21 protein-coding genes are annotated in these 22,451 nt (G+C 52.7%); 9 read left to right on the forward strand and 12 right to left on the reverse strand.

The window, feature by feature from the left end; translation table 11 throughout:
- Positions 1-33: 33 nt before the first annotated feature.
- The 8 genes from damX to OGX96_RS05615 form a co-directional block, all read right to left on the reverse strand.
- A complete protein-coding gene (damX, locus tag OGX96_RS05580) occupies positions 34-1,338 on the reverse strand; it encodes a cell division protein DamX (RefSeq protein ID WP_137377647.1) in 1,305 nt (434 codons plus the stop codon).
- A 96-nt stretch (positions 1,339-1,434) separates the two neighbouring features.
- Positions 1,435-2,523, reverse strand: coding sequence for a 3-dehydroquinate synthase (gene aroB / locus OGX96_RS05585; protein ID WP_003827681.1), 1,089 nt, complete (start codon positions 2,521-2,523; stop codon positions 1,435-1,437).
- Between the two features lie 57 nt (positions 2,524-2,580).
- The gene (aroK, locus tag OGX96_RS05590) at positions 2,581-3,102 is read right to left on the reverse strand and encodes a shikimate kinase AroK (RefSeq protein ID WP_003023552.1); all 522 of its coding nucleotides are present in this window, start codon (positions 3,100-3,102) and stop codon (positions 2,581-2,583) included.
- A gap of 404 nt (positions 3,103-3,506) precedes the next feature.
- Positions 3,507-4,754 carry a DNA uptake porin HofQ gene (gene hofQ / locus OGX96_RS05595; protein WP_286582393.1) on the reverse strand — a complete coding sequence of 416 codons (1,248 nt, stop codon included), beginning with the start codon at positions 4,752-4,754 and terminating at the stop codon, positions 3,507-3,509.
- A complete protein-coding gene (locus tag OGX96_RS05600; RefSeq protein ID WP_048215406.1) occupies positions 4,657-5,070 on the reverse strand; it encodes a HofP DNA utilization family protein in 414 nt (137 codons plus the stop codon). Before OGX96_RS05600 ends, hofQ begins: the two co-directional genes overlap by 98 nt.
- Positions 5,060-5,515: a HofO family protein gene (locus OGX96_RS05605; RefSeq protein WP_032945211.1), complete on the reverse strand. Its 456-nt coding sequence runs from the start codon at positions 5,513-5,515 to the stop codon at positions 5,060-5,062. Before OGX96_RS05605 ends, OGX96_RS05600 begins: the two co-directional genes overlap by 11 nt.
- On the reverse strand, positions 5,499-6,038 hold the full coding sequence (locus OGX96_RS05610; RefSeq protein WP_286582396.1) for a PilN domain-containing protein: 540 nt from the start codon (positions 6,036-6,038) through the stop codon (positions 5,499-5,501). Before OGX96_RS05610 ends, OGX96_RS05605 begins: the two co-directional genes overlap by 17 nt.
- Positions 6,035-6,817 carry a type IV pilus biogenesis protein PilM gene (locus OGX96_RS05615; protein ID WP_286582398.1) on the reverse strand — a complete coding sequence of 261 codons (783 nt, stop codon included), beginning with the start codon at positions 6,815-6,817 and terminating at the stop codon, positions 6,035-6,037. The genes OGX96_RS05610 and OGX96_RS05615 overlap by 4 nt, the downstream gene beginning before the upstream one ends.
- A gap of 120 nt (positions 6,818-6,937) precedes the next feature.
- Here OGX96_RS05615 and mrcA point away from each other — a divergent pair, with 120 nt between their 5' ends.
- On the forward strand, positions 6,938-9,490 hold the full coding sequence (mrcA, locus tag OGX96_RS05620; protein ID WP_003827669.1) for a peptidoglycan glycosyltransferase/peptidoglycan DD-transpeptidase MrcA: 2,553 nt from the start codon (positions 6,938-6,940) through the stop codon (positions 9,488-9,490).
- 105 nt (positions 9,491-9,595) lie between these two features.
- On the opposite strand, the gene nudE is transcribed toward mrcA, so the two are convergent.
- Positions 9,596-10,156 carry an ADP compounds hydrolase NudE gene (gene nudE, locus OGX96_RS05625; protein WP_048236942.1) on the reverse strand — a complete coding sequence of 187 codons (561 nt, stop codon included), beginning with the start codon at positions 10,154-10,156 and terminating at the stop codon, positions 9,596-9,598.
- A gap of 322 nt (positions 10,157-10,478) precedes the next feature.
- Between nudE and igaA the strand changes: the two genes are divergently transcribed.
- The 4 genes from igaA to hslO all read left to right on the forward strand — a co-directional run bounded on the left by igaA (position 10,479) and on the right by hslO (position 14,660).
- A complete protein-coding gene (igaA, locus tag OGX96_RS05630; protein WP_032945218.1) occupies positions 10,479-12,614 on the forward strand; it encodes an intracellular growth attenuator protein IgaA in 2,136 nt (711 codons plus the stop codon).
- A gap of 62 nt (positions 12,615-12,676) precedes the next feature.
- A complete protein-coding gene (gene yrfG, locus OGX96_RS05635) occupies positions 12,677-13,345 on the forward strand; it encodes a GMP/IMP nucleotidase (protein WP_003023533.1) in 669 nt (222 codons plus the stop codon).
- 10 nt (positions 13,346-13,355) lie between these two features.
- Positions 13,356-13,757, forward strand: a complete 402-nt coding sequence (gene hslR, locus OGX96_RS05640; RefSeq protein WP_003837900.1) for a ribosome-associated heat shock protein Hsp15 — start codon at positions 13,356-13,358, stop codon at positions 13,755-13,757.
- A gap of 24 nt (positions 13,758-13,781) precedes the next feature.
- The gene (hslO, locus tag OGX96_RS05645; RefSeq protein ID WP_003023531.1) at positions 13,782-14,660 is read left to right on the forward strand and encodes an Hsp33 family molecular chaperone HslO; all 879 of its coding nucleotides are present in this window, start codon (positions 13,782-13,784) and stop codon (positions 14,658-14,660) included.
- Positions 14,661-14,769: 109 nt separating this feature from the next.
- Here the strand turns inward: hslO and OGX96_RS05650 are convergent, their stop codons facing one another.
- On the reverse strand, positions 14,770-16,488 hold the full coding sequence (locus OGX96_RS05650; protein WP_198802899.1) for a DUF4153 domain-containing protein: 1,719 nt from the start codon (positions 16,486-16,488) through the stop codon (positions 14,770-14,772).
- Between the two features lie 378 nt (positions 16,489-16,866).
- On the opposite strand from OGX96_RS05650, the gene pckA reads away from it, so the two are divergent.
- The 3 genes from pckA to nadS all read left to right on the forward strand — a co-directional run bounded on the left by pckA (position 16,867) and on the right by nadS (position 19,278).
- A complete protein-coding gene (gene pckA / locus OGX96_RS05655; RefSeq protein WP_003023529.1) occupies positions 16,867-18,489 on the forward strand; it encodes a phosphoenolpyruvate carboxykinase (ATP) in 1,623 nt (540 codons plus the stop codon).
- 122 nt (positions 18,490-18,611) lie between these two features.
- Positions 18,612-18,929 (forward strand): type II toxin-antitoxin system RelE/ParE family toxin, encoded by a 318-nt coding sequence (locus tag OGX96_RS05660; RefSeq protein ID WP_047408175.1) that lies wholly within the window; start codon positions 18,612-18,614, stop codon positions 18,927-18,929.
- 52 nt (positions 18,930-18,981) lie between these two features.
- On the forward strand, positions 18,982-19,278 hold the full coding sequence (nadS, locus tag OGX96_RS05665; protein WP_048236945.1) for a NadS family protein: 297 nt from the start codon (positions 18,982-18,984) through the stop codon (positions 19,276-19,278).
- Between the two features lie 331 nt (positions 19,279-19,609).
- Here the strand turns inward: nadS and envZ are convergent, their stop codons facing one another.
- Complete coding sequence (gene envZ / locus OGX96_RS05670) at positions 19,610-20,962, reverse strand: two-component system sensor histidine kinase EnvZ (RefSeq protein ID WP_003827658.1); 1,353 nt, start codon at positions 20,960-20,962, stop codon at positions 19,610-19,612.
- Positions 20,959-21,678: an osmolarity response regulator transcription factor OmpR gene (ompR, locus tag OGX96_RS05675; RefSeq protein WP_001157751.1), complete on the reverse strand. Its 720-nt coding sequence runs from the start codon at positions 21,676-21,678 to the stop codon at positions 20,959-20,961. Before ompR ends, envZ begins: the two co-directional genes overlap by 4 nt.
- 225 nt (positions 21,679-21,903) lie before the next feature.
- On the opposite strand from ompR, the gene greB reads away from it, so the two are divergent.
- Complete coding sequence (gene greB / locus OGX96_RS05680) at positions 21,904-22,377, forward strand: transcription elongation factor GreB (RefSeq protein WP_198802897.1); 474 nt, start codon at positions 21,904-21,906, stop codon at positions 22,375-22,377.
- Positions 22,378-22,451: the final 74 nt, after the last annotated feature.

Consider the following 22,451-nt stretch of genomic DNA (forward strand, 5'->3'; position numbering starts at 1 on the left):
GAAACATCAAACCATTGCAGAACATATCCTATCTTACTTCAAATCGGCCTGAACCTGATGCAGCGGTTTTGCCCACGGGTTTTTCGCCTGAATATCAGCGGGTAACGTAGACACTGCACGTTTCGCATCTTCTTTAGACGCATACACGCCTGTCACCAGAACATACCACGGTTGACCGTTACGCGTCGTCTGGTACACCACGTAGTTCTTCAGGTTTTCTTTCTTCGCCCAACCGTTCAGGTTGTCGTAGTTAGAAGAACTACTGAGCTGCAACGTGTAATGGCTGGACGGCGCAGATTTTAACGCTCCAACATTACCTGCACTTTTCGCTCCGCCAGCAACAGGCGTTGTCGTTGTTGCTGTCGCCGTTGGCGCAGGCGTTGCGGTCTGCGTTGGCGTCGCAGTTGCTTTCGGCTCAGCGGTCGCTTTCGGCGTAGCGGTTACCACAGGTGCTTTAGTTGTGGTGGTCGGCGCGGTAGCAGTTACGGTTGGTTTTGCCTGAGCAACAGGTTTCGGCTCTGTCGGCGTCGCTTTCACCGTAGTTTGCGGTTTGCTCTTCGGCTCAATAACGGCCTGTTTACGTTCCTGGCGCGTAGCAGCAGGACGCTCAGTCGTTTCCGTTTTCGCCGTCTGGCGCGCAGCATTACCATTACGCATCGGCGCAACGGTCGCAGGTTCGGTCGGCAGCGTAGAGTTAACCACGGCGTTGTTAACCTGCTCCTGACCCTGCGGTTGTGTCAGAGCATTGTTCAAATCGCCCTGCACTTCAACACGCTGCTGGCCTTCGGTTGCCGCAGGTGCCTGACCTTGAGTCGGGGTAGAGGAAATCGGTGGCAGGGAAACATCCTGCTGGGTATTGCCAGCGGTCTGCTCAGTGCCCGTTGCAGAAGCCGTTGCGCTCGCCTGATCCGTTGCATTGCTGCCAGAAAGATCGATGCTCTTCTCACCAGATGCTGCCTGCTCATTGGAAGAAGATGAGGGGGCTTTCAGCGCAGAACCAATGCCGATAATCAGCAGCAGCAGTACCAGAACACCCACACCCATCATCATATATTGGCGGGAGGCAGGCTTGCTGGCGGCTTTCTTACGCTTGCGCGGACGACGTTCTACACGCTCTTCATCCACGGCATCGTCATCAGATTCATACTCTTCTTCAATGTCCTGCTCTTCTTCACGCTCTTTGCGTGCACGTGCAGGACGGCGATCGTCAGCATCCAGATCAACATCATCAAAATTGATTTGCGGCTCATTATCGCGTTCAGACGATTGACGAGAACGACCAGTACGACGATCGCTGGGATCGGGTTTCAGCTCGTCTTCTGGTTTGAATTCATCCATTTAACACCCCACTCAAAGGTTAATGCTTACGACTTTGCACATAACCTGAAGCTAAAAGACCTACGTTTCGCAACGTAAGCCTGACCTTTCTTGTTGTTACGCCTGCTGGCAATCAGCAATAGCGTTAAGAACCACCTCGTGCGACACTCCGCCGCGCACTTCACTCTTCCCTATCGCTCGCGGAAGCACCAAACGAATCTCTCCCGCTAACACTTTTTTATCTCGCAGCATGTGCGGCAGATAAGCCTCGGTGGACATTTCACGCGGCCCATTCACCGGTAAGCCTGCTCGCTGTAACAGCGTAATGATGCGCTGCGTATCAGCGGAGGTGAACTGACCCAAACGTTCTGACGTACGGGCAGCCATTACCATACCTGCTGCGACTGCTTCACCATGTAACCAATTGCCATAACCCATTTCAGCTTCGATCGCATGGCCAAACGTGTGTCCCAGATTCAGTAAAGCACGTAAGCCCATTTCACGCTCGTCTGCTGCGACAACTTCTGCTTTCAGCTCACAACAACGACGGATACAGTACGCCATTGCCGGACCATCCAGACGCAGTAACGCATCCAGATTGTCTTCCAGCCAGCTGAAAAATTCGCCGTCAAGAATGATGCCGTATTTGATCACTTCCGCCAGCCCCGATGCCAGCTCACGCGCAGGAAGCGTTTTCAGACAATCGAGATCCACCACCACGGAGGCCGGTTGGTAAAACGCGCCAATCATGTTTTTACCGAGGGGATGGTTTACGGCGGTTTTGCCGCCAACGGAGGAGTCGACCTGCGACAACAGAGTTGTCGGGACTTGAATAAAACGAACACCACGTTGATAGCTGGCTGCCGCAAAACCGGTCAGATCGCCAATCACGCCGCCGCCAAGGGCAACTAACGTGGTATCACGACCATGCGGTTTTTGCAGTAACGCGGTGAAAACCGTATCCAGAACCGTCAGGCTTTTATACTGCTCGCCATCGGGAAGGATAACGCTATCAACGTTAACACCCGCCTGTTCAAGTACGCCGCGAACCTTATCGAGATAAAGGGGAGCCAGGGTTTCGTTGGTCACCAACATAACCTGATCGCCCGATTTCAGCGGTAAGAATGAAGCTGGCTCATTGAACAAACCAGCCGCGATGGTGATAGGGTAACTACGTTCCCCGAGAGTGACTGTGATCCTCTCCATTACGCGACATCCACCTTAGTTACTTGTACCCGCAGACGAGTGTGTATTCAGCCAGAATTAGTTGCTTTCCAACATATGAATAATCTGGTTTGCTACGACTTTTGCGCTCTGATCGTCGGTGCGAATGGTCACGTCAGCAATCTCTTCGTACAGAGGATTGCGTTCGTCAGCCAACGCTTCCAGAACTTCACGAGGCGGTGATTCTACCTGCAGCAGCGGGCGTTTCTTGTCACGTTGAGTACGTGCAAGTTGTTTTTCAATTGTCGTTTCAAGATAGACCACGACGCCACGCGCGGAAAGACGGTTACGTGTTTCACGTGATTTTACAGAGCCACCGCCAGTTGCCAGCACAATACCCTGTTTTTCCGTCAACTCGTTGATGACTTTTTCTTCGCGATCACGGAAGCCGTCTTCACCTTCTACATCGAAGACCCAGCCCACATCAGCTCCGGTTCGTTTCTCAATCTCTTGATCAGAATCGTAAAATTCCATATTGAGTTGTTGAGCTAACTGGCGCCCAATAGTGCTTTTTCCGGCACCCATAGGCCCAACCAGAAAGATATTGCGTTTCTCTGCCATTTTTTCGGTACTACTAAGACTATTCGTTAATGGTAAACCCGCTTCGCAGACACCCAGCGCAGCAGGACATGAACTGAAACCTCATAAGATATTGCGAGAGTCAGACTGAAAATTATCTCAATACTCAAGCGGGTTTGGCAACTGAATAAATCACCAAACCTAACGCATTTCTGGTCGTGGCAGGCATGCTACCCTGCAAACATCAGACCTGGCGACGTATCGCGCAGTCAAATGACACCCAATAAGCCTATGGCACACCACCGGAAAGGCAAAGCGTATTCACTGCCGCATAAGTAAAGAAAAGTACCGACGCTCAAATCGGTACTCCTTGTATGCTAAATACACCCTCACGTCAAATCCCTGAAACGTGTTCAGTGCAAAAACAACGGCTTTTCATGCATAAGTTATTCCGTTGAAACCAGTCTGGGCGTAATAAAGACCACTAATTCGCGCCGTTCGTCTTCTTTACCATCATGGCGAAAAAGAGAGCCAAGCCAGGGAATGTCGCCTAATAGCGGCACGCTGTCGGCTGCAAATTTATTCTTATGTGAAAAAATCCCGCCAAGCGCAATCGTCTCGCCGCTTTTTACCTCGACCTGCGTTTCAATCTCCTGCTTGTCGATAGCCAGCACTTCGCCATCTGCCTGCTGTAGAACCTGTCCGGGAACATTCTGGCTGATATGCAGTTTCAGCCTGATTCTCCCTTTCTGCAACACCGTTGGTGTTACCTCCATCCCCAGTACCGCTTCCTTGAACTCGACGGATGTCGCACCGCTTTCACCGCTGGAGACCTGATAAGGGATCTCACTGCCCTGCTTAATACTGGCAGGTTGCAGGTGAGATGCCAGTAATCGTGGACTGGCGATGATATCCAACTGCTGTTTTTGCTCCAGCGCAGACAACTCCAGTTCCAGTAAACGACCGTTAATACGGCCAATGTTAAATCCCACACGGGATGTGGCGGTGGCTACAGAAAGGTCGCTGGCGAGCGTCGTGACATTCCCAACCGCCCCCGAGTGTTGTGCGTCAGCCAGCGACCACTTCACTCCCAGCTCGCGCAAACTTTTTTCATTAATAGTCACGATATGCGCCGCCAGTTCGACCTGGGCAACCGGCAAATCCATTTCCGATACCCACTTTTCCAGGGTGTTAAGCGCAACGCTATTATCACGCAGCAGTAAGCGGTTGGTCCGTTTATCCACCGTCATGCTTCCCTTGGCACTGAGCAGCTTTTCTCCTGCTTTTGCCAGCTCGGCAGCATCGGCATAGTGCAAAATAATGCTGCGCTGCTCCAGCGGCATACTGGCCTGAATCCGCGCCTGTTCATTGTCCTGGCGGGCCGCATTTTCACTCTGCCATTGAACAGAATGTACATGCAGGATGTTTCCCTCCTGGCGTAATACCAGTCCGGCACTTTTTACCACCGTCTGCAATGCCTGCTTCCAGGGGACATCCGTCAAATGCAGCGACAGCACACCGCTGACATCTGGCGAAACCACCAGGTTTTTCTGTTCCTGTTCAGCCAGCGCCTGCAATACCTGAGTAACCGGCACATCATCGACCACCAGCGTCACGTTTTGCGGTTTCGTCGCCAGCGCGCTCGTTATCCCGACCACCAGCGCTATTACTATCCACGCTATCCATCGCTTCATTTACCGCTCCTTGTCGTTGCCACTGCCACCGCGGCGGTTCGCAGTTTTTTTCTGTGTCGAGGGTTATGTTCTGGGCCGTTATCTGCGTAATCGTCCAACCGTTTTTCAGGACGTCATTTGGCTTAACCCGCCGCCATTTTTTCTGGCTATCCTGAACGATGCCAATGGGTCGCGTGCCCTGGCTCACCATGCCCTGAAAACGCCATGTCGACAGCTCAGCAATTTGGCAACGGTCCTCCGGCGGCAGGAAGGGATTACGCATACCGGTGAGCATCAGTACGCTTACGCATATCAACAGCCAGCGTTCAACCGTCATTCAGACGCTCCAGCTGTAGCGTTAGCAGCAGCTCCGTGTCTTCTGCGCTAAGCGAAAATCGGCTGACGTTCATCCCCTGATCCGCCAACTGGACAAACGTCTGCGGGATAGCATCCCAGGCCGATATCAGCGCCATCTCTCCGCCTTGCGCAGAGGGTTGCCAGTGGATAAGACGAGTAAGTGAAGTCTGAAACAGTAGTGGAGAGAACAGGGTCAGTTTCTCTTCCGGCTCTGCTGGTGATGCCGCTAACAGATAGACATCTCGCCATTGCATCTGAATAGCTGCCCGTTGCTGGACCAGCGTCTCGCGTTGCATCGTCCGCTCCCGCGCTACGGGATAAAGACATAACGTCACCAGTATGAGTAGCCCCAACATCCAGCCGCACCAGCAGATGAGTCGAAAGCGCGGCGACTGCGCTAACCAGACATCACAGAGCGTTATCATGCGCACCGCTCCGTGTCAGTCGATAGTGGAATTGCCAGCGTCCCTGCGCATCCTGCTGCGTTTCACCGGAGCTGCTCAACTGAAATAATGGCTGCTGGCGTAATTGCGCTTCCAGAGTCTTCAGCGCGGCAAAGTTCAGCGTGTTTCCCGTCAGTTCCAGCGTGTCCTGTTGCCAGGTCATTTTTGTTAACCACGCCTGCTCAGGCAGTAATTCCGCCAGCTCTTGCAATACCGACTGCCAGCTTCGGGTCTGCTCACGCTGTTTGTTCCGTGCCTGCACCTGTTGCCATCGTTGCTGGCGCTGCTGCATACGCGGCTTTAGCGCCATTAAGGCCTCGACACGCGTCTTTTCGGCATCTGCCAGCAACAATTCAGCCCGATTTTCTACACTCAACACGCTGTAGTAGCGCAACAACACGCCAATACTAAGCAGTAGCGAAGCGCTAAATAAGATGCCCCAGAAGCGCAGGCAAGCGTAACGCCGAGTCTGACGCCAGGGCAGAAGATTAATGGTCGCTATCATCGGTACGCGCCTCCCATAGCGAGTCCCAGAGCAATGGCGAAGCGATGGCCTGGCGTTGGAATTGGCGGCTGGCGTACAGACACCACGCTTAACGGATCGAAGCCGCCGGGACCGCATAGCGCAATGGCTGTCGTGGGAAGCGACAATGTCGTGGCAAGCTCATCGATACTGTCAATATCGCCTGTTGATTTACGTCCCCATGCCGAACGGGTCGCCCATAGCCACTGGGCGTCATCACGCCATGCCAGACACTGATGATGTTCGGGCAGGTAGGGCATAAATCGCTGTAATGCGCTGGCATCCGGTGTAATCGCCGTAACCTGCACCTTCAGGGTTTGGATAAGCGTCAGAAGCGCTGAAATCTCTTTGCTTTGCGCAGCAGTGACGTTAAATGCCGGGCTCAACGTGTCTTCGCTATAATCAAAATGCAGCGCATCCGGCGCCATATCGAGTTCACGCGCCATCGAACCGGACAACCATGCGGTTTGCTCTGGCTCGCGTAACGTCATTGTCGGACGAGGAAACTTTTTTTGTAACGTCCTGTTGGCGGGAAAAGAGAGATGAATATGGTGTCGGCGAGGGAGCTCCCGGCTCCACGGCAGTAGCGCGGCGACCAGCTGTTCAGGCTCGGGAATGTGGCCATCGACGATAACCTGAGGCGTCAGCGGTATACGCCACCAGCGTTGCAGATACCAACCTGATGCTTCGCGAACGATAGCGACAGCCAGCACTTCATGTTGCTGAATATGCAGACCAATTTTCCAGATATTGAAAGCCATTGCTGATGATCTCCTTATCACCCGTCGCTTTAACGGGTATATCAATGCGTCTGGCTTGCCTTTATACTACCGCGCGTTTGTTTATAAACTGCCCAAATGCCACTAAATGGGAAATCTCCAGTGAAGTTCGTAAAGTATTTATTAATCCTTGCAGTATGTTGCATCCTGCTGGGAGCAGGCTCGATTTATGGCCTCTATCGCTATATTGAGCCGCAATTGCCTGATGTCGCGACGCTCAAAGATGTGCGTTTACAGATCCCGATGCAGGTTTACAGCGCTGACGGCGAGCTAATCGCGCAATATGGCGAGAAACGTCGAATCCCGGTCACGCTGGATCAGATGCCGCCGGTAATGGTTAAAGCCTTTATCGCCACAGAAGACAGCCGCTTTTATGAGCACCATGGGGTAGACCCGGTGGGGATCTTCCGTGCGGCCAGCGTCGCATTGTTCTCTGGTCACGCGTCGCAAGGGGCGAGTACCATTACCCAACAGTTGGCGAGAAACTTCTTCCTGAGCCCGGAACGTACGCTGATGCGTAAGATCAAAGAAGTGTTCCTGGCGATCCGCATTGAACAACTGCTGAGTAAAGATGAGATCCTCGAACTGTATCTGAACAAGATCTATCTGGGGTATCGCGCCTATGGCGTGGGTGCTGCCGCGCAGGTCTATTTCGGTAAGACGGTGGATCAACTCAGCTTAAGTGAAATTGCGGTGATTGCCGGTCTGCCAAAAGCGCCGTCAACCTTCAACCCGCTCTATTCGATGGACCGTGCAACCGCGCGACGTAACGTTGTACTGTCGCGTATGTTGAGCGAAAACTACATCACGCAAGCCCAGTACGATCAGGCACGCGGCGAGGCCATTGACGCCAACTACCACGCGCCGGAAATCGCTTTCTCTGCACCGTATCTGTCTGAAATGGTGCGCCAGGAGATGTATAACCGTTATGGCGAGAAAGCCTATGAAGACGGGTATCGCATCACCACCACCATTACGCGCAAAGTACAGCAGGCAGCTCAGCAGGCAGTACGTAACAACGTGATGGATTACGACATGCGCCACGGCTACCGCGGCCCGTCGAACGTGCTATGGAAAGTGGGCGAAAGCAGTTGGGACAGCAAGAAAATTACCGATACGCTGAAAGCGCTGCCGACTTATGGCCCCCTGCTGCCGGCGGTTGTTACCAGCGCCAATCCACAGGAAGCCATTGCCGCGCTGGCGGATGGTACATCAGTGTCATTACGGATGGATGGTATGCGCTGGGCGCGTCCTTACCGTTCGGATACTCAACAAGGCCCAACGCCGCGTAAAGTGACCGACGTAGTACAGACTGGCCAGCAAATCTGGGTACGCCAGGTGGGAGATGCCTGGTGGCTGGCGCAAGTGCCGGACGTCAACTCAGCCCTGGTCTCCATCAATCCGCAAAACGGCGCGGTGCTGGCGCTGGTTGGTGGTTTTGACTTCAACCAGAGCAAGTTTAACCGTGCAACCCAGGCGTTACGCCAGGTGGGCTCCAACATCAAGCCATTCCTGTATACCGCCGCAATGGATAAAGGTCTGACGCTGGCGAGCATGCTCAACGACGTGCCAATCTCCCGCTGGGATGCCGGTGCTGGTTCCGACTGGCAGCCGAAAAACTCCCCGCCGCAGTACGCCGGTCCTATCCGCTTACGTCAGGGGCTGGGTCAGTCGAAAAACGTAGTCATGGTACGCGCCATGCGCGCCATGGGCGTGGATTACGCGGCAGAGTATCTGCAACGTTTCGGTTTCCCGGCACAGAACATTGTCCATACCGAGTCACTGGCGCTGGGTTCGGCTTCGTTCACGCCGTTGCAGGTGGCGCGCGGTTACGCGGTGATGTCTAATGGCGGCTTCCTGGTCGATCCGTATTTCATCAGTAAGATCGAAAGCGATATGGGCGGCGTTATCTTCGAAGCGAAGCCGAAAATTGCCTGCCCGGAATGCGATATTCCGGTGATTTATGGCGATACCCAGAAATCTAACGTGCTGGAAAACAGTAACGTAGAAGATGTCGCCGTCTCGCAGGAACAGCAGAATGCCGCCGTGCCTATGCCGCAGCTTGAGCAGGCGAACCAGGCACTGGTCGCGCAAAGCGGAACACAAGAGTACGCTCCGCACGTGATCAACACGCCGCTGGCCTTCCTGATTAAAAGCGCGCTGAACACCAATATCTTTGGTGAACCAGGCTGGATGGGAACCGGTTGGCGCGCAGGTCGCGATTTACAGCGTCATGATATCGGCGGGAAAACCGGGACTACCAACAGCTCTAAAGATGCGTGGTTCTCCGGTTACGGACCAGGGGTAGTAACGTCGGTATGGATCGGCTTTGATGACCATCGCCGCAACCTTGGTCATACAACGGCTTCCGGCGCGATCAAAGACCAAATCTCCGGCTACGAAGGCGGTGCGAAGAGTGCGCAGCCTGCATGGGATGCTTACATGAAATCCGTGCTGGAAGGTGTGCCTGAACAGCCACTGACGCCACCGCCGGGTATCGTGACGGTCAATATCGATCGCAGCACAGGACAACTGGCGAGCGGTGGCAATAGCCGCGCAGAGTACTTCATTGAAGGCACTCAGCCGACGCAACAGGCGGTGCATGAGGTGGGGACAACCATTATCGATAATGGTGAGACACACGAACTGTTCTGATCGATTGCCGGATGGCGCTTCGCTTATCCGGCCTACAATTTCGGTACAATTATTTGATCTTCCGGAATTTTGTAGGCTGGATAAGGTATCAGTTGGCAATCGTAATTAAAGCCGTCCCTGCCCTTTCAGCCATTCGCGTACGAGGAACAGCGCACTGACATTACGCGCTTCGTGAAAATCAGGGTCTTCCAACAGGTCCATCAAATGCGCCAGCGGCCAGCGCACCTGCGGTAATGGCTCAGGTTCATCACCCTCCAGCGATTCAGGATATAAGTCCTCTGCCACCACGATGTTCATCTTGCTGGAGAAATAAGATGGCGCCATGCTGAGTTTCTTTAAAAACGTCAGATCTTTTGCGCCAAACCCCACCTCTTCTTTCAGCTCCCGATTCGCCGCCTCAAACACGCTTTCGCCAGGATCGATTAATCCCTTGGAAAAACCCAGTTCGTAGGACTCGGTCCCGACCGCGTATTCGCGAATAAGGATCAGATGGTCGTCAACAATCGGCACAATCATTACCGCTTCACGCGTGGATGGACGCATACGTTCATAAACGCGGCGTACGCCATTGCTGAACTCAAGGTCCACGCTTTCGACCTTAAACAGCCGGGATTGGGCGATGGTTTCCACTTTCAAAATCGTGGGTTTCTGTAATGATTTGCTCATTGTGAGGATCTTTGCTGTGAAATCTGGGGTTATTGTGCGATATACCGCACGGTTTCGGCAATGTGAATTGCCGTTTATTTACATTTATGTAACGTACTAAAAGTTAATCCCTATTTCAAATTAAAAGTCAATAGGTTGAAATAACTCCAGGAATTTGCTGATATTCCATTTTTGGTGATTTTGCTATGATTCGCATTTACTGGGCTGTACTTAAAGATGCTCAAGTTCGACTCCACACTTGCCGATAGCCAACCACAGAATCACGAATATTGAACAGGGTGCGACTGACCACGCCTGACAGACTAAGTAAGATGGGGAAAGCATGAGCACCATTCTGATTTTTTTAGCTGCTTTGCTGGCCTGCTCATTGCTTGCAGGATGGCTACTCAAATCAAAATCCAGGCAGAAAAATTTACCCTTGAGCAGCGTCTTCTCAGACGCCTCGAAACGTAAACTCACACCTGAAGAACGCAGCGCAGTCGAAAACTATCTCGAAAGCCTTAGTCAAATTCAGCAAGTACCCGGTCCCACAGGAGCCAGTGCTGCACCGGTCTCATTAACGTTGAATGCCCAAAGTAATAGCGTCATCGTGCTTACTCGTTCGATTACACGTTACGGCATTACCACCGACGATCCTAACAAATGGCGCTACTATCTTGATTCCGTTGAGGTACATCTTCCCCCTTTCTGGGAACAATACATCAACGACGAAAACAGCGTTGAGATAATCCACACCAATACGATACCGCTGGTTATCTCGTTGAACGGCCATACGCTGCAGGAATATATGCAGGAAGCGCGAGGTTATGCGTTACAGCACACCGCTTCTACCCAGGCGTCCATTCGTGGTGAAGAAAGTGAGCAGATTGAACTGCTGAATATTCGCCAGGAAACCCATGAAGAATATGCGCTCAGCCGCCCTTCGGGATTGCGCGAGGCGTTACTGATAACCGCCTCATTCCTGCTGTTCTTTTTCTGTTTGGTTATCCCGAATACGTTTGTTCCGTGGGCAGTTGGTGGCGCGGTGTTGCTGTTAGCTGCGGGTCTGTGGGGATTGTTCGCCCCGCCGTCCAAAAGCGCCCTGCGGGAAATTCATTGTCTGCGCGGTACGCCACGTCGCTGGGGGTTATTTGGCGAAAACGACCAGGAACAAATTAATAATATCTCGCTGGGTATTATTGATCTGATCTACCCACCTCACTGGCAACCTTACATCGCCCAAGACCTTGGCCAGCAAACGGATATCGATATTTATCTCGATCGCCACGTTGCCCGCCAGGGGCGTTTTTTATCTCTGCACGATGAAGTGAAAAACTTCCCGTTACAGCACTGGCTGCGCAACGCCGTCATCGCAGGCGGCTCGTTGCTGGTACTGCTGATGCTGCTGTTTTGGATCCCGCTGGATATGCCGATAAAGGTCACGCTCTCCTGGATGAAGGGCGCGCAAACTATCGAAGCCACCAGCGTTAAACAGCTCGAAAACGCGGGCGTTCGCGTGGGTGACACGCTGCACCTGAGTGGTACGGGTATGTGTAACATTCATACCCAAGGAAGCTGGAATGCGCAGCCTGCCACGCCGTTTATGCCTTTCGATTGCTCGCAAATTATCTGGAATGACGCGCGCGCATTGCCGCTGCCTGAGTCTGACCTGGTGAATAAGGCTACCGCGCTCACGCAGGCCGTGAGCCGTCAGTTGCATCCCAAACCTGACGATGACTCTCGCGTCAGCGCATCGCTACGCTCAGCAATCCAAAAGTCCGGCATGGTATTACTGGACGATTTTGGTGAGATTGTCCTGAAAACGGCCGATCTGTGTGCAGCCAAAGATGAATGTGTGCGCTTAAAAAATGCGCTGGTTAACCTCGGTAACAGTAAAGACTGGGCCGCGCTGGTGAAGCGAGCAAACGCAGGCAAACTGGATGGCGTGAACGTGCTGCTGCGTCCGGTAAGCGCAGAGTCACTGGATAATCTGGTGAATACCTCTACGGCGCCGTTTATTTCACGCGAGACTGCGCGAGCAGCCCAGGCGCTGAATAGCCCTGCCCCTGGCGGTTTCCTGATTATCAGCGATGAAGGCAGCGATCTAGTCGATCAGCCGTGGCCGACGACCTCGCTATATGACTATCCACCTCAGGAACAGTGGAACGCCTTCCAGCGCCTGGCGCAGATGCTAATGCAGACGCCGTTTCGCGCGGAAGGGATCGTCACCAATATTTCGACTGACGCCAATGGCACCCAGCACATTGGACTGCACCGTATCCCGGACCGCTCAGGTTTATGGCGCTACCTTGGCACGACGCTGCTGATGTTCTCCATGCTCGGATGCGCTATCTACAACAGCATACAGGCATTCAGACGCTACCAGCGTCACCGCACCCGCATCGCGGAAATTCAGAGCTACTACGAAAGTTGTCTGAATCCAACACTGATTGACAACCCGGAAAGCCTGATTCGATAACACGCTCGCGCGACAGGATATGCTACCCTGTCGCGCATCATGTTTTCTTCTGGGGAGTTTCCATGCATATCAATATTGCCTGGCAGGATGTCGACACCGTGTTGTTAGATATGGACGGCACGCTGCTCGACCTGGCATTCGATAACTATTTCTGGCAAAAACTGGTGCCGGAAACCTATGGCGCGAAGCAGGGTATCTCTCCTCAGGAAGCTCAGGACTATATTCGTCAGCAGTATCATGCCGTGCAGCATACGCTAAACTGGTATTGCCTGGATTACTGGAGCGAGTGCCTGGATCTGGATATTTGCGCCATGACCACGGAACAGGGACCGCGTGCCGTTTTGCGCGAAGATACCGTACCGTTTCTTGATGCCTTAAAAGCCAGCGGCAAGCGCCGCATTTTGCTCACCAACGCGCATCCGCATAATCTGGCGGTGAAGCTTGAGCATACCGGTCTGGCCTCACACCTTGATTTATTACTTTCCACCCACACATTTGGTTATCCCAAAGAGGATCAGCGGTTATGGCACGCTGTGGCTGAAGAAACGGGAATGAGTGCAGAGAAGACGCTGTTTATTGACGACAGCGAACCCATTCTCGACGCCGCTGCTCTGTACGGTATTCGTTACTGCCTCGGCGTGACCAATCCCGACTCCGGCATCGCCGAAAAACAGTACGCACGCCATCCGTCACTGAATGACTACCGCCGACTGATCCCCTCACTGATGTGAAGGAGACGCCATGAAAGAAAAGCCCTCTGCTGAAGTCAGGCTGGATAAATGGCTGTGGGCTGCACGCTTTTACAAAACGCGTGCGCTAGCCCGCGAAATGGTTGAAGGCGGTAAGGTGCACTACAACGGCCAGCGCAGTAAGCCAAGCAAGATTGTCGAGCTGAACGCCACCCTCACCCTTCGCCAGGGAAATGACGAACGAACAGTCATTATCAAGGCCATTACCGAGCAGCGTCGCCCGGCAACGGAAGCCGTTACGCTGTATGAAGAAACCGCGGAAAGCGTGGAAAAACGCGAAAAAATGGCGCTGGCGCGTAAACTTAACGCGTTAACCATGCCGCACCCGGACAGACGACCGGACAAGAAAGAGCGCCGCGACCTGTTACGATTTAAACACGGCGACAGCGAGTGACTGTCACCTGCAAGAGAGATGATTATGCCGCAACATGACCAATTACATCGTTATCTGTTTGAAAACTTTGCCGTGCGCGGCGAGCTGGTGACCGTATCGGAAACCCTGCAACAGATCCTCGAAAATCATACTTACCCGCAACCGGTCAAAAACGTACTGGCTGAGCTGCTGGTTGCCACCAGCCTGCTCACCGCCACGCTGAAATTTGCCGGTGATATCACTGTGCAGTTGCAGGGTGATGGTCCGCTGAGCCTGGCCGTCATCAACGGCAACAACAATCAGCAGATGCGCGGTGTGGCCCGCATGCAGGGTGATATTCCTGAAGATGCCGATCTGAAAACGCTGGTGGGCAACGGTTACCTGGTGATCACCATTACCCCGGAAGAAGGCGAGCGTTATCAAGGCGTGGTCGGTCTGGAAGGTGACACGCTGGCAGCGTGTCTGGAAGATTACTTCATGCGTTCTGAACAGCTGCCGACACGCCTGTTCATCCGCACTGGCGACGTTGATGGCAAACCCGCTGCTGGCGGAATGCTGCTGCAGGTAATGCCGGCGCAAAACGCGCAGGCAGATGATTTCGATCACCTGACAGCCCTGACCGAAACCATCAAAGCCGAAGAGCTGCTGACGCTGCCTGCCAACGAAGTGCTGTGGCGCCTGTACCACGAAGAAGAGGTTACTCTCTACGATCCGCAGGACGTTGAGTTCAAATGCACCTGTTCACGCGAACGCTGCGCGGGCGCACTGAAAACGTTGCCGGACGAAGAAGTGGACAGCATTCTGGCGGAAGAAGGGGAGATCGATATGCACTGCGATTACTGCGGTAGCCACTATCTGTTTAACGCCATGGATATTGCTGAGATCCGCAGCAATGCCTCCCCTGCCGATCCACAGGTTCATTAATCACTGTCTTGCCTGATGGCACGGCGCTTATCAGGCCTACGGAAAATCTGTCGTAGGCCTGATAAGACGTTCGCGCTGCCATCCGGCAAAAACGATGTCGGCAACACACTCACTCGGTGTAATAAGTCATCGGCAGTCTTTTGCCATCAATAGTGATATCCCGCCAGATTCTGGGGGCTGAGCCCAGTTGCTGATTCGCCACCGCCTGCAGCAATTTATCCTTAGTGAATCCTTCAGGTAGCCTGGCAACAGCTAACAAATCCCATTTGTTTTTTTGCATGCCGAAGACCAGACTCTCCCCATCGCCAAAGGCATATAACACCTGCTCAGGATGACCATCCGCATTGAGGTCCTGACTCACCAGTACGCACGCATTCTGCTCAGCACAAGAGGTGATGCGATACCCCTGTGTTTTGACAAACGCCCAGAACGCATCGTCTGGCTTCTGGCTCCCCGGAGCCATCACAACCTTCGATACTAACTGTGTTGCGCTTAGCTCTTTAACCGGATCCCGGCGCCCTTGCAGCAGAGAATTCAAGTCGCGTCTGCGTTTACTGTCTTGATTAAACGCCACATCTTTTTGTAATGCTTCCAACGCTGCGCGCCCCGGTTTTCCACTGTGATCCAACATATACAGGCTGACTTGATCCGGTTTAATTTTCCCGCTGTGATATAGCCCCATATGGCTGTTAACGCTGATGCGCCAGGCATCAATAACCGGCGATGACAGCAGAACCAACAGCCCCAACGCCAGCAACGAAACGCCAAGAATGACCGGCCCCTGAAGCTCAAGCGGATTGCGCCCGCGGCGCAAAATGCTGGCCAGATAGCCAAACGACCATACCAGCAGCACCACGACTACCAGCACGCCATACAAACGCTCAGGCGTCCAACCGTACTGCTGTATTCGCACCCACAGTGACCAACCGGCAATCAGCATATAGATGGGCGCGACAATCAGAGAGCATTTGATCAGGTAGCGTAACGCGCCAGGATAGGGTAACGCCTCTTTTTGCGGTTCACGCACGATTGCCATCAACAGCAACAGGAGCAGCGTCAGCGTTGACATCAACCCGGCCGCAGACACGCGTTGCGAAATAGCCTCCAGCCCGGTGAAGGGTAAGGTCAGTATGAACATCAGCGCCAACAGCGCGACCAGAGGTAACAGACCGGTGGCGATAAACGTCAGTAATTTTTGTACCGCCGTGACCAGACGCGACTGTGTTCGGGCCAGTACCACTGCCAGTGCGGTAATCAGACCAAAGGCCACATAGCCAAACCAGTCGGTATCAAAGAAGAGCGTGCTGAAGAAGGGAATACCGACCAGCTTAAACATCTCGCTCCATAGCAGGAGCACCAGCCAGAACAAACCGTTGGCGACAAAGACAATCAGCAACGTCAACGCATTAAGCCACAATTGCCGATAAAAATGCGGGTAACGCGCCTGCTCACGAGAGACATGAAGCGAGTACTGAATCCAGGGCAAAGCAAGCATCGCCATCAGCAGTAAGCGCCAACCGTAGAACATAAAAACTTCATGTTGCCTCCACTTATCACTGTCCTCGACTTGCCACTTTAGCCAGACGCTCATCGCCAGCACGACAACAAAGATCAGCGCCATCCAGTACCACAGCGCGCGTTGTTTGAAAGAAACAACAGTAAGCAAAAGTGCCGAGGTGATCGCAATCGTCGCAGGCATGCCATAAAACAGCCAGCCGTCATTATGGGGCGCCAGATATGTCATCAGCAGATAGCATAATGTCCCCTGCAACAGGCCGATGAATATCATGCCCCAACGCGTCGTACGTGAAATTTCAGCACCATCCATGTCAGTATCCAGAATGAAGGGAAAAGCTAATTATCGCATCAACTTCACAATTTTGAGCATTGATAGAGCGATTTCAGACCACGACGACGGGAAGTGAATCGATATTGTTTATGTATAACCCACACTCATTTCTTACGTGAATGCGATTACACTCACAAGATTCCCGCCAAAAACACTCTCCATTAACGTTTTAAGAACATTTTCCACAACAAAAAAGGGTTTCCTGCCATAATATCTGCCTCTTTGTGACAGGAGTCGCAGCGCATTCGGTCGCCCGTGATTTTCCCGGATGCGTAAATCTATGAGCCTTGTCGCGGTTAACAATCCCTAAAAAACCTTACTATTCCAGGTAATACATATTGGCTAAGGAGCAGTGAAATGCGTGTGAACAACAGTTTAACCCCGCAAGATCTCAAGGCTTATGGTATCAATGACGTTCAGGATATCGTTTACAATCCAGACTACGACACGCTTTTCCAGGAAGAACTTGATCCAAACCTGGAAGGTTATGAACGTGGCGTGTTAACGAATCTGGGCGCCGTTGCCGTTGATACCGGTATCTTTACCGGACGTTCGCCAAAGGATAAGTACATTGTCCGTGACGACACCACGCGCGACACGCTGTGGTGGTCCGACAAAGGTAAAGGTAAGAACGACAACAAACCGCTCTCCCCGGAAACCTGGCAGCATCTGAAAGGATTAGTCACCCAGCAACTTTCCGGCAAGCGCCTGTTTATCATTGATGCTTTCTGCGGCGCTAACGCCGATACCCGTCTTTCCGTGCGCTTCATTACCGAAGTTGCCTGGCAGGCGCATTTTGTCAAAAACATGTTCATCCGCCCAAGCGACGAAGAGCTGGTTGATTTCAAACCTGATTTCATCGTGATGAACGGCGCTAAATGCACCAACCCGCAGTGGAAAGAGCAGGGGCTGAACTCCGAAAACTTCGTGGCTTTCAACCTGACTGAGCGTATCCAGTTGATTGGCGGTACCTGGTACGGCGGCGAAATGAAGAAAGGTATGTTCTCCGTAATGAACTACCTGCTGCCGCTGAAAGGCATTGCCTCCATGCACTGCTCGGCAAACGTTGGGGAAAAAGGCGATGTGGCAGTCTTCTTTGGCCTGTCCGGCACCGGTAAAACCACGCTGTCCACCGACCCGAAACGTCGCCTGATTGGCGATGACGAACACGGCTGGGATGACGACGGCGTGTTTAACTTCGAAGGCGGTTGCTATGCGAAGACCATCAAACTGTCTAAAGATGCTGAGCCGGAAATCTACAACGCGATCCGTCGTGACGCGCTGCTGGAAAACGTCACCGTGCGCGAAGATGGTTCCATCGATTTCGATGATGGTTCAAAAACTGAGAATACCCGCGTTTCCTACCCGATTTATCACATCGATAATATCGTTAAGCCGGTGTCAAAAGCGGGCCATGCTACCAAAGTAATCTTCCTGACCGCCGACGCATTTGGCGTGCTGCCGCCGGTTTCTCGCCTGACGGCAGACCAAACACAGTACCACTTCCTGTCTGGCTTCACCGCCAAACTGGCCGGTACCGAACGCGGCGTCACCGAACCGACCCCAACCTTCTCTGCCTGCTTCGGCGCAGCATTCCTGTCTCTGCACCCAACGCAGTACGCAGAAGTGCTGGTGAAACGTATGCAGGCGGCAGGTGCACAGGCGTATCTGGTTAACACAGGCTGGAACGGTACCGGCAAGCGTATCTCTATCAAAGATACCCGTGCGATTATCGACGCCATCCTGAACGGTTCGCTGGATGACGCGGAAACGTTCCGTCTGCCGATGTTTGACCTGGCTATCCCGACCGAGCTGCCGGGTGTGGACACTCGCATTCTCGATCCGCGTAATACCTACGCATCTCCGGAGCAGTGGCAGGAAAAAGCCAATGCACTGGCGAAACTGTTTATCGAGAACTTCGAGAAATATACCGATACCCCTGCAGGTGAAGCGCTGGTTAGCGCCGGACCGAAGCTGTAATTTTTGATTCGTTATATAGCCCCTTATCCGAGAGGATAAGGGGTTTTTTATTGTGTCTATCTTTTAAAATGTACTCCGTACACCTATAATCTGTACTATCAACCCCATGCGCAGGACGCGCTATGTTCACATTTATTGAGCTACAAGGATTTAGTAAACGCCGTCCGTTACTTTTGCCTGACGATGAGTTTCGCGCCTTTCAAGAGACGCTTATAGAGAACCCTGAGGCTGGAGATACTATCGCTGGTACAGGTGGATTCAGAAAAATTCGCTGGAGCCGCTCTGGTATGGGCAAACGCAGCGGTATTAGGGTTATTTATTACAACGTGACGCGCAAAGGTCGAATCTATCTCGCTTTGCTCTATCCTAAAAATGAACAGGATGATTTAACCGAAGAGCAAAAAAGAGTTTTAATGCACTTATCCAATATGCTGATTTAATCATGGGAATTTTAATCATCAGGACACCGCTATCCGGTGTGGTGAGGCCAAAATGAAAGACGAATTATTTGCCGATTTGCTGGCCAGTGCAGAAGAAATGGTGCGTATAGAGAAGGGTGAAGAAACACCTAAGCCTGAACATGTACATACCTTTAGCGAAATTGATGTTAAAGCCATCCGCGAAGCAACAGGGTTACGCCAACAGGATTTTGCCATCGCCGTTGGCGTGAGTTATGACCTGGTTAAAAGCTGGGAAACGAAACGACGCCAGCCTACAGGAGCACCCAGAAAACTGCTTTTATTAATTCAAAGAAATCCTTTTATAATTAATCAATTAAAAGCAATTTAAGTCCGTTATTTTACGGCCTATCCCGCAAACAAAAAGGGAGGCATTTCGCCTTAATGCCAGTCAGTTAGCGCCTCAGTTTCAGTAAACTGGCGGAGGTAAAGAACATGCTATCCCGGAGATAGAGTTCCGTTCACCTCATGCTCATTGTTTCTCTGAAACACGGATTCCCGTGAACGTGCAAGGGAGGCGGCGGTGAGCCTTCCTTGCACGTTCACGGGCATCAGCGCTTCAGAGAAATGACATCGCTGAGGTGAACGGAACCCTGAGCAAGAATCACATGTTCACCATACATGCTTAACTGACGAGCATTAAGGCATTTCGCCTCTCTTTGTTATGCGTCTTTCGTGTTGCCCGGCGCGCGAGTAAAGGGAACCGGAAGCCATGCACGAATCGACAACCCACCACGTTCACTGGTACCAATCTCCAGCATACCGTTATGGTTATCAATAATACGCTGCACAATCGCCAGACCCAGGCCCGTGCCGCTGGTACTGCGCGCGCTGTCGCCGCGGACAAACGGCTGGAACAGGTGCTTACGCTGCTCCGGCTTGATGCCCGGACCATCATCTTCTACCTGGAACCAGGCGCGATGCTGCTCCATTCCGCTACTGACCTTAATCCAGCCGTTGCCGTAGCGGGCGGCGTTAACCACCATATTGGCAACCGCACGCTTGATCGACAGCGGGTGCATCTTCACCTGAATGCTGCCCGGCAGCAGCGCAGTTTCGATTTCACGTTCGTAGCCGCTTTCTGCCGCCACCACTTCACCCAGCACCGAGTTCAGATCTGCCATCTCCATTGGCATCTCCTGACCGGTACGCAGGTAATCGATGAACTGCTCGATGATGGCGTTACACTCTTCGATGTCCTTATTGATGGACTCCGCAAGATAACCGTCCTCTTCGCCCATCATTTCCGTCGCCAGACGAATACGCGTCAGCGGGGTACGTAAATCGTGGCTCACGCCCGCCATTAACAGCGTACGGTCATCGGCCAGCTGCTTCACGCCCGCGGCCATATGGTTAAAGGCTCGGGTTACGGAGCGCACCTCTGAAGCGCCATACTCACGCAACGGCGGCGGAATGATACCTTTCCCCACCTGCAGCGCCGCATGTTCAAGATCCACCAATGGCCGGTTCTGGATACGGATAAACAGCCACGCCCCACCGATAGCCAGCAGCATAATCGCTAGCGTATAGCGGAACAGCGGCGAGAAGTCACCCTGATGAATTTCTGTAAGCGGCACGCGTACCCAGATATTGGGCGACAGCCAGGTTTTCAGCCACACGACCGGCGAGCTTTTGTTTACCTCAACGCGGACTTCCGTTGGGCCACCCAGTTGCTGCGCCATCTGATGGCTTAAGAATTCATAGTGTTGCGCCCAACGCAGTCCGGCCTCTTCAGCAGCCTCGTTGGAATAGAGAGAAATACCCAGCTCACGATAAATTTCCCGGCGGAATGCGGGCGGCACCACCAGTTGCGTACCGTCCTCCAGCTGCAGTTTATCGGTCATCAGCATACGAACTTCGTACGCCAGGACCTTATTAAACTGCTGGAGGCTCGGCAGAATCGCGAAGTTCAGCACTACCAGGTATGTCGTCACCAGGCTGGCAAACAGCAAGGTGACGATGAGCAATAACGTGCGGGCAAACGAACTTCGTGGTGAGAAGCGCATTCGCCTCATGCTTTAGAACCGTCCGGAACAAAGACGTAGCCCAAACCCCATACGGTCTGAATGTAGCGTGGATGAGCCGGATCTTCTTCCACCATGCGGCGCAGACGGGAGATCTGGACGTCGATAGAACGTTCCATCGCAGAATATTCACGACCACGGGCGAGGTTCATCAGCTTGTCGCGGGACAGCGGCTCGCGCGGGTGGCTTACCAGCGCTTTCAGTACCGCAAACTCCCCGCTGGTGAGCGGCATCGGCTCATCTTCGCGGAACATTTCACGCGTACCGAGGTTCAGCTTGAACTTACCAAAAGCGATAACCGCTTCTTCCTGAGAAGGTGCGCCCGGCAGTTCATTCGCCTGACGACGCAGGACTGCGCGAATACGTGCCAGCAGCTCACGCGGGTTAAACGGTTTCGGGATGTAATCGTCGGCGCCGATTTCCAGCCCTACGATACGGTCAACTTCTTCACCCTTCGCTGTGACCATAATGATCGGCATCGGGTTGCTCTGGCTGCGCAGGCGACGGCAAATAGACAGGCCATCTTCTCCCGGCAGCATTAAATCCAGCACCATCAGGTGAAAGGACTCACGGGTCAGCAGACGATCCATCTGCTCAGCGTTTGCGACGCTTCGAACCTGGAAGCCCTGCTCGGTCAGATAACGCTCCAGAAGCGCACGCAAGCGCATGTCGTCATCGACCACCAGAATCTTATAGTTCTCTTGCATTGTTATTACTCCCAAAGGTTCGCAACAATTAAGTGTATATTCTTAAGAAAGCTAACGTGAGTCACCAGCGAATTCTGGTATGAATTCCAGGCTAAATTGTTACAAAGCATATTAAACAGCAGCTTAAGTATACAATGTTTCTCGCAATACATTATTTATTCTGTTGATATGCTCACGTAATACTAATTGTGCGCATCATCACAGAGTCGAAGGTAAAACAATAAGATGAAAACGCCCCTGATAACCCGTAAAGGGTATGAAAAACTTAAACAAGAGCTGAATTATCTCTGGCGTGAAGAGCGCCCGGAAGTCACCAAAAAAGTTACCTGGGCCGCAAGTCTGGGTGACCGCAGCGAAAATGCCGACTACCAGTATAATAAAAAGCGCCTGCGTGAGATCGACCGCCGCGTCCGTTATTTGACCAAGTGCATGGAGAATCTAAAAATCGTCGATTACTCCCCACAGCAGGAAGGCAAAGTCTTCTTTGGCGCATGGGTTGAGATTGAAAATGACGATGGCGACATCCGCAAATTCCGTATTGTTGGCTACGATGAGATCTTCGGTCGTAAGGATTACATCTCAATCGACTCACCAATGGCGCGGGCGCTATTGAAAAAAGAGGTCGGCGATCTCGCAGTAGTAAACACCCCAGGTGGCGAAGCCAGCTGGTACGTGAATGAGATTGAATACGTGAAGTGAGACCGGAACAATCCGAAGCCCCGGCAGATGGCTGGCATTTTTGCCAGTCAATCCGTATAACTATCCCCTGATTT

Origin of the sequence: Citrobacter sp. Cpo100, from assembly GCF_030332595.1 — a bacterium.
Lineage (GTDB): Bacteria > Pseudomonadota > Gammaproteobacteria > Enterobacterales > Enterobacteriaceae > Citrobacter > Citrobacter portucalensis.

Excerpts from the sequence above, each read along its gene's own strand:
- damX (WP_137377647.1), bottom strand. The coding sequence starts at position 1,338 with ATGGATGAATTCAAACCAGAAGACGAGCTGAAACCCGATCCCAGCGAT.
- aroB (WP_003827681.1), bottom strand. The coding sequence starts at position 2,523 with ATGGAGAGGATCACAGTCACTCTCGGGGAACGTAGTTACCCTATCACC.
- aroK (WP_003023552.1), bottom strand. The coding sequence starts at position 3,102 with ATGGCAGAGAAACGCAATATCTTTCTGGTTGGGCCTATGGGTGCCGGA.
- hofQ (WP_286582393.1), bottom strand. The coding sequence starts at position 4,754 with ATGAAGCGATGGATAGCGTGGATAGTAATAGCGCTGGTGGTCGGGATA.
- OGX96_RS05600 (WP_048215406.1), bottom strand. The coding sequence starts at position 5,070 with ATGACGGTTGAACGCTGGCTGTTGATATGCGTAAGCGTACTGATGCTC.
- OGX96_RS05605 (WP_032945211.1), bottom strand. The coding sequence starts at position 5,515 with ATGATAACGCTCTGTGATGTCTGGTTAGCGCAGTCGCCGCGCTTTCGA.
- OGX96_RS05610 (WP_286582396.1), bottom strand. The coding sequence starts at position 6,038 with ATGATAGCGACCATTAATCTTCTGCCCTGGCGTCAGACTCGGCGTTAC.
- OGX96_RS05615 (WP_286582398.1), bottom strand. The coding sequence starts at position 6,817 with ATGGCTTTCAATATCTGGAAAATTGGTCTGCATATTCAGCAACATGAA.
- nudE (WP_048236942.1), bottom strand. The coding sequence starts at position 10,156 with ATGAGCAAATCATTACAGAAACCCACGATTTTGAAAGTGGAAACCATC.
- igaA (WP_032945218.1), top strand. The coding sequence starts at position 10,479 with ATGAGCACCATTCTGATTTTTTTAGCTGCTTTGCTGGCCTGCTCATTG.
- yrfG (WP_003023533.1), top strand. The coding sequence starts at position 12,677 with ATGCATATCAATATTGCCTGGCAGGATGTCGACACCGTGTTGTTAGAT.
- hslR (WP_003837900.1), top strand. The coding sequence starts at position 13,356 with ATGAAAGAAAAGCCCTCTGCTGAAGTCAGGCTGGATAAATGGCTGTGG.
- hslO (WP_003023531.1), top strand. The coding sequence starts at position 13,782 with ATGCCGCAACATGACCAATTACATCGTTATCTGTTTGAAAACTTTGCC.
- OGX96_RS05650 (WP_198802899.1), bottom strand. The coding sequence starts at position 16,488 with ATGGATGGTGCTGAAATTTCACGTACGACGCGTTGGGGCATGATATTC.
- pckA (WP_003023529.1), top strand. The coding sequence starts at position 16,867 with ATGCGTGTGAACAACAGTTTAACCCCGCAAGATCTCAAGGCTTATGGT.
- OGX96_RS05660 (WP_047408175.1), top strand. The coding sequence starts at position 18,612 with ATGTTCACATTTATTGAGCTACAAGGATTTAGTAAACGCCGTCCGTTA.
- nadS (WP_048236945.1), top strand. The coding sequence starts at position 18,982 with ATGAAAGACGAATTATTTGCCGATTTGCTGGCCAGTGCAGAAGAAATG.
- envZ (WP_003827658.1), bottom strand. The coding sequence starts at position 20,962 with ATGAGGCGAATGCGCTTCTCACCACGAAGTTCGTTTGCCCGCACGTTA.
- ompR (WP_001157751.1), bottom strand. The coding sequence starts at position 21,678 with ATGCAAGAGAACTATAAGATTCTGGTGGTCGATGACGACATGCGCTTG.
- greB (WP_198802897.1), top strand. The coding sequence starts at position 21,904 with ATGAAAACGCCCCTGATAACCCGTAAAGGGTATGAAAAACTTAAACAA.